General features: G+C 38.6%; 7 protein-coding genes. All 7 read left to right on the forward strand.

What is annotated here, in order from left to right; all coding sequences use genetic code 11:
- Positions 1–5: 5 nt before the first annotated feature.
- The 7 genes from AC5YGI_RS09250 to AC5YGI_RS09280 all read left to right on the forward strand — a co-directional run bounded on the left by AC5YGI_RS09250 (position 6) and on the right by AC5YGI_RS09280 (position 11,939).
- The gene (locus AC5YGI_RS09250; protein WP_330744370.1) at positions 6–1,304 is read left to right on the forward strand and encodes an APC family permease; all 1,299 of its coding nucleotides are present in this window, start codon (positions 6–8) and stop codon (positions 1,302–1,304) included.
- Between the two features lie 147 nt (positions 1,305–1,451).
- Entirely contained in the window at positions 1,452–2,537 is a 1,086-nt protein-coding gene (prfA, locus tag AC5YGI_RS09255; RefSeq protein WP_062676053.1) for a peptide chain release factor 1, read from the forward strand.
- A gap of 72 nt (positions 2,538–2,609) precedes the next feature.
- Positions 2,610–3,287, forward strand: coding sequence for a hypothetical protein (locus AC5YGI_RS09260; protein WP_110009944.1), 678 nt, complete (start codon positions 2,610–2,612; stop codon positions 3,285–3,287).
- 86 nt (positions 3,288–3,373) lie between these two features.
- Entirely contained in the window at positions 3,374–5,476 is a 2,103-nt protein-coding gene (locus tag AC5YGI_RS09265; RefSeq protein WP_202840059.1) for a prolyl oligopeptidase family serine peptidase, read from the forward strand.
- A 137-nt stretch (positions 5,477–5,613) separates the two neighbouring features.
- Complete coding sequence (locus AC5YGI_RS09270) at positions 5,614–8,649, forward strand: reprolysin-like metallopeptidase (protein ID WP_330744366.1); 3,036 nt, start codon at positions 5,614–5,616, stop codon at positions 8,647–8,649.
- Between the two features lie 138 nt (positions 8,650–8,787).
- Entirely contained in the window at positions 8,788–10,908 is a 2,121-nt protein-coding gene (scpA, locus tag AC5YGI_RS09275) for a methylmalonyl-CoA mutase (RefSeq protein WP_496168063.1), read from the forward strand.
- Positions 10,909–10,952: 44 nt separating this feature from the next.
- A complete protein-coding gene (locus AC5YGI_RS09280; protein ID WP_496168064.1) occupies positions 10,953–11,939 on the forward strand; it encodes a M28 family peptidase in 987 nt (328 codons plus the stop codon).
- The last annotated feature ends 237 nt before the right edge of the window (positions 11,940–12,176 follow it).

Raw genomic sequence — 12,176 nt, forward strand, 5'->3', positions numbered from 1 at the left:
ATTAAATGAGTACTGCCTCACATCAGATTGGCTGGAAAACAGCCGCAGCCATTGTCGTTTCCAATATGATCGGAACAGGGATTTTTACCACCCTGGGATTTCAGCTTTCCGATATTACCAATACCTACAGTATTTTCCTGCTATGGAGCATCGGAGGGGTTCTCGCTTTGTTCGGGGCATTTTGCTACGCAGAATTGGGCTCCCATTTTAAAGGGAACGGAGGCGATTTTATTTATCTTAAAGAAACCTATCATCCGATTTTCGGATATCTCATAAGCTGGATTTCGCTCATCATAGGATTTTCCTCTCCCGTAGCGCTGGCAGCATTGGCTATGTCGAAATATCTTTCTGTATTTGAGTATTCTTTTGGAAACGGATTTGCCATAGCCGCGATATTCCTGGTAGCAATTGCCTTATCATTCAGCCTGAAAACATCCAGCAGGTTTCACAACTTTTTTACCTTCATTAAGATCGCTTTTATTATTGTACTGGTTATTCTTGGAGTAGGAATTTCAAATTCACCCCAGATCGGTAACAGCCTTAATTTCAGTGACAGCTGGCAGAATGAGATCATGCTTCCTGCCTTTGCTACCTCTCTGGTATTTGTTACCTATTCCTACACAGGCTGGAATTCAGCTTCCTATATTGCCGGAGAAATAAAGGATGTGCAGAAAAATCTTCCGAAATCCTTGATTATAGGAACTGTTTTTGTGACGGTAAGCTATATTCTGGTGAATTATATTATGCTGAAACATGCTCCTGTAAATCAGCTGGCAGGAAAAGAAGATGTGATGGGAGAAGCAGCAGTCAATATGCTTGGACCGGCTTTTGGAAAAATTGTTAATATTTTTATAGCCCTGCAGCTGATTGCAACCATAAGCGGATACTTGTGGGTTGGCTCAAGACTGACACAGGCTTTTGCAAAACATACCCACATCTGGAAACCATTATCAGCTGGAAATGCAAAAGGAATTCCGGTAAGAGCTATTTTTGCCCATGCTGTGATTGCTGCTATTATTATTTTAACGGGTAGCTTTAAAGAAATTTTTGTCTATACAGCTTTTATACTACAGCTTTTTGCAAGTCTTGCGATCTCGACGGTATTCTTTCTGAAGAAAAAAGACAGGAAGATCTTTAAGTCGAATGCTTTCCATATTTTTCCGGCTGTTTTTCTGCTGTTCAGTATCTATATTCTCTATTTTACATTCATTCATAACCCTAAAGAAAGCCTCATAGGATTAGGAATTATTGCAGTAGGAATTGTTTTATACATAATAGACAGAAGACTTTCTAAAAGATCTTAGAGCCTGATTTCAATATCATAAACATTTTTACAATTCGGCTTTTTTACCTTTTTGACTCTTTATCCCTAATGCTCAAAAATTTATGATGATGAGGAATTTTAATTTTGAATTAATAATCCTTATCTTTGCACCCACAAAATTTCTACAATGTCTAAATCATTAATTCCAAAATTAGAAGCTATAAAACAAAGATATAATGAGGTTGCAGACCTTATTATACAGCCTGATGTCATTTCAGACCAAAAAAGATATTCTTCTTTGAACAAAGAATATAGTGATTTGGGAAAAATTGTAAGAGTTTATGATCAGTACAAGGGCGCTTTGGACAGTATCGCAGAATCTGAAGAAATTATCGCAGATGGTTCAGACAGAGACCTGGTAGATCTGGCTAAAGAAGAAAAATTGGAAGCCCAGGCTAAACTTCCCGGATTGGAAGAAGAGCTGAAAGTATTGCTGATTCCTAAAGATCCTGCAGATGACAAAAACGTTATCGTGGAACTACGTGCCGGAACCGGAGGTGATGAAGCCGCTATTTTCGTGGAAGATATCTACAGAATGTATACCATGTATTTCAAAACAAAAGGATGGAGACATGAAGTGACAGATTCTAATGAAGCAGCGAAAGGATACAAGGAATTGATCATGAAAGTGGAAGGAGAAGGTGTTTACGGAATCATGAAGTTTGAATCCGGAGTTCACCGTGTACAGCGTGTACCTGAAACAGAATCTCAGGGAAGAGTACACACTTCTGCCATTACAGTGGCAGTTCTTCCGGAAGCTGAAGAAGTAGATTTTGAACTGAATCCTGCAGATATTGAAATGCAGACTTCCCGTTCAGGTGGTGCCGGAGGTCAGAACGTAAACAAGGTTGAAACGAAAGTTCAGCTTACCCACAAGCCTTCAGGACTTGTTGTGGTTTGTCAGCAGGCTCGTTCTCAGCTTGCTAACCGTGAGCTGGCGATGGAAATGCTAAGAACAAAACTATACGATATTGAATTACAGAAAGTACAGGGAGATATCGCTGCACAACGTAAATCTATGGTTTCTACCGGTGACCGTTCTGCAAAAATTAAAACGTACAATTATCCGCAAGGTAGAGTTACAGATCACAGAATCAACAAGTCTATGTACAACCTTGATGCTTACATGAATGGCGATATTTCTGAAATGATTGATGCCGTAATCATGGCAGAAAATGCAGAAAAGATGAAAGGGGAAGAAGAAAATTACTAAAAAATCGAAATAATTAAAATACAGCCTCTGATTTTTCAGGGGCTTTTTTACATACTAAATACAATTTAAACTATGAAAAACTACAAAATTATTTTCCTGCTGTTGCTTTCCGTGATGGGACAGCAGCTGATGGCTCAGACAGAAGTGAAGAAACCCAAAGAAGCCTTTGAACTCTTTTTCGGAACTTTTGTGAATAATGATGAAACAGCTTTGAACAAACTGAACGATTATCTAAGACCTACTGTAGAAGGTCAGAATGCGTATCAGGTAGATTTTAAGGAAACTTCAAAAGAAATGATAAATGGCAGCGTAGAGAGCTTTCTGGCTGCTTTCCCTAAAGCCACGGCTTCAGCATGCAAAAAAGAGGCGGAAGAGTATTTTATCGCAATGTTTGGGAATTTTAAAAAAGGAAAACTGACTGTTAAAAATGTAAAAGTGGTCCCGAATGAATATGTTAAAGACGAAAAAATTGCAGAAATAAGTTATTCCGTAAGCTTTCTGGTTCCCTCGAAATTAACTTCCGGACCAAAAGGCGATCTGAGTAAAATAAAAGCAGAAGAACTGAAAAAATATCTGGTTCAGGCAGCGCAGGATTTCAAAAATGCTGATAAAACGGTAACAGCTGATCAGAGTTTTAATCTTTACGAAATGAAAGTAGGAGACAAAATATATTACTGGAACGGAAGCCCGGATGAGATTGTTTCCAACCTTACCGATTTTTATTTTGAAAGCTTCGGAGCCAATGAATAACCGATTATAAAGTATAGAAAGTCCCAATACAATGGGGCTTTTTTTATTTCACATACTTTACGTATTTTTGAGACAAACCGATCAGTATGAATTTTAAGCCTATATTGTTAACAGCTGGAGTTTTGTTTTCAGCATCTTTTTATTCTCAGAAAATGAATTATCCTAAAGCGTTAAAAGGAAACCAGACAGATACCTATTTTGGAACAGCCGTTTCTGATCCCTTCAGAGATCTGGAAAATGATTCTGAACCTACCAAAAAATGGGTGGATGAAGAAGTCGCTTACAGCCAGAATTACCTTTCTAAAATTCCGTTCAGGGATAAAATTAAAAATCAGTTGAAGGAAATCTGGAACTATGAAAAAATTTCAGCGCCTTTCAAAGAAGGAGATTATACCTATTATTATAAAAATGACGGTCTGCAGGCCCAGTCTGTTTTGTATAGAACAAACAACAAGACCAATGCTACAGAAGTATTTTTAGATCCTAATAAATTTTCAGAAAAAGGAACAACTTCTCTTTCCAACCTGTCGTTCAATAAAAAAGGAAACCTTGCTGCCTACTCTATTTCTGAAGGAGGAAGCGATTGGAACAAGATCATCATCATCGATGCAGTAACCAAAAAACAGATTGATGAAACTTTACTGGATGTGAAATTCAGTGGAATTTCATGGCAGGGAGATGAAGGCTTCTATTATTCAAGCTACGACAAACCGAAAGAAGGAACAGTTCTTTCAGGGATGACTGATAAGCATAAAGTATACTTCCACAAGCTGGGAACAAAGCAGTCTGAAGATAAACTGATTTTCGGAGGAGAGAAAACGCCAAGAAGATATTTAAGTGCAGGAGTTTCTGAAGACCAGAGATATCTTATCATTTCTGCAGCGAATGCTACCAATGGTAATGAATTGTACATAAAAGACCTTCAAAAAGGCGGAGATTTTGTGCAGATTATGAACGGATTTGATATCAATGCCAGCATTGTCGACACACAGGGTGATGATCTTTTCATTTTCACAGATAAAGATGCACCGAATATGCGTCTTGTAAAAACAACCATCAGCAACCCGGCTCCGGCAACATGGAAAGATGTCATTCCACAGACAGAAAATGTTTTAGGAATTTCTTCAGGTGGTGGATATTTCTTCGCAACCTATATGATTGATGCTATAGATCAGGTAAAACAATTCGATAAAACCGGAAAACTGATCAGAGAAATTGCTCTTCCCGGCAAAGGAAATATCTCAGGGTTCGGAGGAAAAGAAAAAGAGAAAGATGTTTACTTCTCTTTCAGCAATTATATTACACCGGGAACTACCTATAAATTCAATGTAGACTCAGGAAAATCTGAAATCTATCAAAAACCTAAAGTGAAGTTTAATCCGGATGACTATGTTTCGGAACAGGTATTCTATACTTCAAAAGACGGTACAAAAGTTCCTATGATGATCAATTACAAGAAGGGAACTAAACTTAACGGTAAAAACCCTACTATTCTGTATTCTTATGGAGGTTTCAACATCAGCCTGCAGCCATCATTCTCTGTAGTCAATGCCATCTGGATGGAAAATGGTGGTATTTACGCTGTTCCAAATATCCGTGGAGGAGGTGAGTATGGTAAAAAGTGGCACGATGCCGGGACTAAGCAGCAGAAGAAAAATGTTTTTGAAGACTTTATCGCTGCCGGAGAATATCTTCAAAGTAAAGGGTATACTTCAAAAGAATACATGGCGCTGTCAGGAAGATCAAACGGAGGATTATTAGTAGGAGCGACAATGACAATGAGACCTGATCTAGCCAGAGTAGCCTTCCCTGGAGTTGGAGTTCTGGATATGCTGAGGTATAATAAATTTACAGCCGGAGCAGGATGGTCTTATGATTACGGTACTGCAGAAGACAGTAAAGAAATGTTTGAATACCTTAAATCTTACTCACCTGTACACAATGTAAAAGCAGGAACTTGTTATCCTTCCACAATGATTATCACCAGTGATCACGATGACAGGGTTGTTCCGGCACACTCTTTCAAATTTGGTGCAGAGCTTCAGGAAAAACAGGCATGTAAAAACCCTATTCTCTTAAGAATTGAAAAGAATGCAGGACACGGCGCCGGAAGATCTACAGATCAGGTGATCAGTGAAAATGCAGATCTTATATCATTTGCATTGTTTGAGATGGGAATAAAGAAATAACTCTAAAAAAGTAAAATATTTAAACAAACAGTCGATTTTATTTAAAATTGGCTGTTTTTTTTATGCTGTTATGTTTATAATTCTTATTTTTAGGGCGGATATTTAAAGTTTATTAATTCTAAACTAATTAGGTAATTATGAAAAAAAGAATTTTACTGGTTTGTGCATTGGCTGCTGGGCTATCCAGCCTTAATGCGCAGAGGTGGGAACCTGCCTCACAAAGAACATCAGAGATCAGAAAAGAAGTAGAAGTTCAGTATGCTTACAGATTTGATTTACAGTCTCTTAGAAATATTCTGAAAGATGCTGTAGAAACAGGTAAAGGAGCTCAGGCTGTAATCGTATCTCTGCCTACAGCAGAAGGAAAAATTGAAAAATTTGCTGTTTATAGTGATCCTGTGATGGAAAAATCGATGGCAGACAGATATCAGCTGGGATCTTATGTAGGAGTAGGGGTTGATGATCCTGGCAAATATGTAAGATTCAGTACTGCACCTACTGAAATGCAGTCGATGATCATCAAAGACGGGAAATTTCAGTTTATAGAGCCTATTACTGCTGATAAGCAGGTGTATGGTGTTTTCTATAAAACAAAAAGAACAGAGGCAGATCATGGTTTTGAATGTACTACTGAAGAGAAAAACTTCAAAGATATTAAATCATTAGAAGCCTTCGGAAAAAAAAACCTTTCTAATGTAGGAATAACAAACAGACCGGCAAGTACGAAATTCAGAACTTACAGATTGGCTCTCTCTACTACGGGAGAATATACAAAGAAATTTGATCCGACTGGAGGAGTAACCAATACCGTTACTCAGATGAATGCTACTATAACCCGTGTAAATGGCGTTTTTCAAAAAGATTTTGCAATTAAACTGATTATTCAGGATCTTCCTAACATTATATATACAGACCCTGCAACAGACCCTTATACTGGGAACTTAAACTTACAGCTTCAGCAAACCTTAACAGCTCAAGTAGGGAATGCGAATTATGATATGGGGCATGTATTCAATGCTGCCGGTGGTAACGGAAATGCCGGATCTATCGGATCTACATGTGTTGATCCTGCTACAGCTACTTCATTAGCAAAAGGATCTGCGTTTACACAGAATACCAATCCAACAGGAGATCTTTTTGATATTGATTATGTTGCGCATGAAATGGGACACCAGCTTGGAGGAAACCATACCTTTTCACATGCTACGGAAGGCTCTGGTGTAAATGTTGAGCCGGGTGGAGGAACAACAATTATGGGATATGCCGGAATTACTCAGGACAATGTACAGGCTAATTCGGATGCTTATTTCCATTATTCTTCAATTAATCAGATTCTTAATAGCTTAGACGCAAAGACTACTTGTGGAACATCTGAAAATATTACAAATAATACAGCCCCTACTATTGCTGCCCTTACAGCATACACTATTCCAAAGGGCACTCCTTATTACCTGGATGCATCTGCTACCGATGCTGAAGGTGATGCAATAAAATATACCTGGGAGCAATATGACAGTGTCAACAATCTTGCTTCTATTTCCGGAGACAGTGGTTGGGGATACAATGCACAAGGCTCTATTGCAAGATCTTTCTTCGGAACAGCAAGCGGAAGAAGATATTTCCCGAGTTTACCACTTGTAATGGCTGGAAAACTTACTAATAAAGCTACCTGGGAAACCGTTTCTTACATACCGAGAATACTTCACTATGCGGTAACTGCTAGAGATGAAAATGCTTTGAGACCAATGCTTGTATCTTCAGAAACAACCCTTACTGTAGGAAATGACGGACCATTTAAATTTAATGGAATTACTTCTTCGACAACCCTATACAATAATGCATCAAATACAATTACCTGGGATGTTGCCAATACCAATGCCGCACCATATAACGCAAGTAATGTAAAGATTGAGTATACTACAGACCTTGTTAATGGATCTGCATGGACAGAATTAGTGGCCTCCACTCCAAATACAGGATCCTATACAGTACAGATGCCTGCAAATCTTACAGGAGCAATCAAATTAAAAATTTCAGCTATAGGAAACGTATTCTACGCAGTATCTCCACAGGTAACTGTAGGTACAGCCCCTACATCTACTACAGCAGCTCCTACAGGAGTGTCTGCTTTAGCATCTGAAATCTTAAAAACTACAGCAAGATTATCTTGGAATAACGTGCCGGGAGCTACTTATTCTATTAACTATAGAAAAGTAGGAGAAACAAACTGGCAGAATACAACAAGCTCTGTAAACTCTGTTTTATTAAGTAGTTTAGAAGATGAAACTAATTATGAAGCTCAGGTTGCAGCTGTTGTGAATAGTGTTCCGGGAACATTCTCAGCAAACTATGCATTTAAAACAAAAGGTTTAACTACAGGAGCAGATTATTGTCTGATGAGTACAGGGGGAAATAACCTGAATGCACCATATTACAGCGGTCTTATTCAGCTTAACTTATCTAATCTTGCTTATTTCTCCGGTAATTTAGCCACTGCAGCAAAAACTTATCTTGATTTCAGTGATGATCCAACGAAAATAATTAATTTAACTAAAGGAACCCAGTATACAGCTTCATTTAGAAACTTAGGGCATGATTTGGGTACATACAGTGACTTCCTTGAAATCTGGATCGATTATAATAGAAATGGAATTTTTGAATCTACTGAAAAAGTAGGATCTCATTCAGCTGTCCCTGTATACAATGCAGCAAACCAGCTTAGCTTCCATGATGGAACAATTACATTTACTGTACCCGCAACTGCATATGCAGGCGATAAAACATTGAGAATGAGAGTTGCAAGTACATTCTTTAATGCAGCCACAGGACCATGTGGTGTTTCATCAGTTCCGGTACAGGGAGGAGGAGTTATTTCTACTGGAGGCTTCAGAGACTTTACTGTAAAAATTGCAGAAACCCTTGCTGTAAATGAAACAAAAGATGTAAAATCAACTGAGATTTCAATCTATCCGAACCCTGCAGATACTTTCGTAGAAGTGAAAAATCTGAAAGGAAAAGCAGATTATAAAATCTATACTGCTGACGGAAGATTAGCTCAGGAAGGTCAGATTGACGGACAAAGAATTAATGTTGCTTCATTAATCAAAGGGATGTATGTGATCACGATAAAAGATGACAAAAATACTTACAATACGAAGCTTATTAAAAAATAAGCAGACTATTTATGAATAAGAATGGCCGGGCATTTGTCCGGCCATTTTCTTTTATTAAAATCAAGAAAAACAGAATGTTAACAGAAGTTTCATGTTTCGTTCAAAAAAATTAACTTTACGGGGACAAAAATAATTGGAATGCGAAAGACAATTTCTGTGAAAAACCCGGATTTTAGTGTATTACCTCAGGAAAGAGAGATTTACAATTTTGAAAAAGACGGTCTTGAACTCAAATCATCCTATGAAAAAAAAGATGTAAAAGATGAATCATTAACGCAGACTTCTCCAGGAATTGCTCCCTATCTGAGAGGGCCGTATTCCACGATGTACGTTCAAAAGCCATGGACGATCCGTCAGTATGCCGGATTTTCCACAGCCGAAGAATCCAATGCTTTTTACAGAAGAAACCTTGCAGCCGGACAAAAAGGACTTTCAGTAGCATTTGACCTGGCCACGCACAGAGGATATGATTCTGACCATTCAAGGGTGGTGGGAGACGTAGGAAAAGCAGGTGTTGCCATCGACTCTGTGGAAGATATGAAGATTCTTTTCAATGAGATTCCATTGGATCAGATTTCAGTATCCATGACCATGAACGGAGCGGTACTTCCAATTTTGTCTTTCTACATCGTAGCGGCAGAAGAGCAGGGCGTAAAACAGGAGCTGCTTTCAGGAACCATTCAGAATGATATTTTGAAAGAATTCATGGTGAGAAATACGTATATCTATCCGCCGGCACCTTCCATGAAGATCATCGCAGATATTTTTGAATATACCTCGCAAAACATTCCGAAATTCAATTCCATTTCCATTTCCGGATACCATATGCAGGAAGCTGGTGCAACACCCGTACTTGAAATGGCGTACACACTGGCAGACGGTCTTGAATACGTAAGAACAGGTATCAAAGCAGGAATGAACGTAGACGATTTTGCCCCGAGACTATCTTTCTTCTGGGCAATCGGAATGAATCATTTCATGGAAATTGCTAAAATGCGTGCCGCAAGGTATATCTGGGCAACCCTTTTAAAACAGTTTAATCCTCAGAACCCGAAATCTCTGGCATTAAGAACCCACTCTCAGACTTCCGGCTGGTCTCTGACAGAGCAGGAACCCTTCAATAATATTACAAGAACAGCTATTGAAGCGTTGTCTTCGGCTTTAGGAGGAACACAATCTCTCCACACCAATGCACTGGATGAAGCCATTGCACTTCCCACCGACTATTCAGCAAAAATTGCAAGAAATACACAGATCATTCTTCAGCAGGAAAGCGGAATATGTGATGTGGTAGATCCAATGGGAGGTAGTAACCTGGTGGAAAGCCTTACTCAGCAAATGATTGAAGAAGCGATGAGGTACATTGATGAGGTAGAACAGGAAGGGGGAATGACAAAAGCTATTGAAGCCGGAATTCCAAAAATGAGAATTGAAGAAGCTGCCGCTAAAAAACAGGCTAAGATTGATAGCGGAGAAGAATTCATTATCGGAGTGAATTCATTCAAATCCTCATTAAAACAGGATCAGATAGAAATCTTAGACATTGATAATACAGAAGTTCGCAGAAAGCAGATCGAAAGACTGAATACCATCAAAGCAGAACGAAATACAGAAGCGGTAGAACAAATTCTTAATGACATCCGTGAAAGCGCAAAAACAGGAAAAGGAAACCTTCTGGCACTATGTATTGAAGCCGCAAGAAGAAGAGTTACCCTTGGCGAAATGAGTGATGCCATGGAAGAATCTTTTGGAAGATATAAAGCAAATATTAAAACAATCTCTGGTGTATACGCAATGAATGCCGGTAAAAATGAATATTTTGAAAAAGCCCTTGCCCTGACTCAGAAATTTGAAGAAGAAGAAGGACGACGCCCAAGACTAATGGTCGCCAAAATGGGACAGGATGGCCACGACAGAGGCGCAAAAGTAGTGGCAACAGCATTTGCCGATATGGGATTTGATGTGGATGTGGCTCCCTTATTCCAGACCCCGGAAGAAGTCGCTAAACAGGCTGTAGAAAATGATATTCACATCTTGGGTGTTTCTTCACTGGCAGCAGGACACAAAACACTGGTTCCGCAGGTGGTGGAAGAATTATCCAAACTGGGAGCAGATGATATCACTATCGTTGTAGGAGGAGTAATTCCTCAGCAGGACTATGAATTCCTGTATGCCAACGGTGCCGATTTTATTTTCGGACCTGGAACCAATCTTCCGAAATGTGCAGTAGAAATTTTAGAGAGATTTTTAGAAAAATAGACAGAAAAGCTTTAATTTCAGCACAGAAATTAAAAGCACATCCTATGAATCTGAAAAATATAATAAAGCCTACGAGGAAAAAACTGTTTTTTCTCGTAGGCTTATTTATTATCGCTGGTGTTTTCCTGTTACTTTCAGGGAAGAAAAATATATCCATACAAAGCTCGAATATTATTGCAGATACTGCTTTGGTAAAAAAGCATTTGACAGCACTTACCCAAACACCACAATTCAGAAACCATAAAAATATTGACCAGCTTAATACCATCGCAGACTATATTCGTCAGAATTTTGCTGTTTATAGTGATAGTACCACTTTTCAGGAATATAAAGTAGATGAGAAAGTATACAAAAACGTAATTACTTCCTTTGGATCAGAAAACAAAAAGCGGATCATTATAGGAGCTCATTACGATGTCTGCGGAAATCAGCAGGGTGCGGATGATAATGCAACCGGGGTTACAGCCCTCTTGGAGCTGGCAAGAATGCTTAAAGGACAAAAGCTGAAGTACAGGGTTGATCTTGTAGCTTACACATTGGAAGAACCTCCTTATTTCAGGACTGAAAATATGGGAAGTTATGTCCATGCAAAATATTTAAAAGACAATAATATCGATGTGTATGGAATGGCCAGCGTGGAAATGATTGGATATTTCAGAGATGAAAAGGGATCGCAGAGCTTTCCTTTAGGCATTCTTTCATGGTTTTACGGTGATAAAGGAGACTTTATTACTTTGGCTAAAAAGCTCAGTGGGGCAGGTCCGTTTGTAAAAAACTTTATCAACAACTTTAAAGGCTCTGAGCAGATCAAAACAGAAACCTTCTCAGCACCCAAATTTATAGCGGGAATAGACTTTTCCGACCATCTGAATTATTGGAATTTCGATATCCCCGCACTCATGATCACCGATACTTCTTTCTTCAGAAATAAAAATTATCACGAACCTACCGATACTTTGGAAACGCTGGATACAAAACGGATGACAAAGGTAATTGATGCCATTTTTCTCAGTATTATTCACCTTAAGTGAAAAAAAATATTTTGATTCTCAGAAAAATGTATATATTTGCATCTGAAAATCAAGTTTAACCAATAAAAAACGACGAAGCAATGTTCAGAACTAAACAGAATTCTACAGTTGGATTGCCACTTATGGTGGTAAGGCTTCGCGGTTTGGTACATTCTTAGAATAACAGTACAATGAAATATCAAAACCCGAAGTCGTAGAGATTTCGGGTTTTTTATTGCGCAATATTTCAAACTTCAA

It is taken from the genome of Chryseobacterium sp. CS3K3.1, assembly GCF_059515165.1.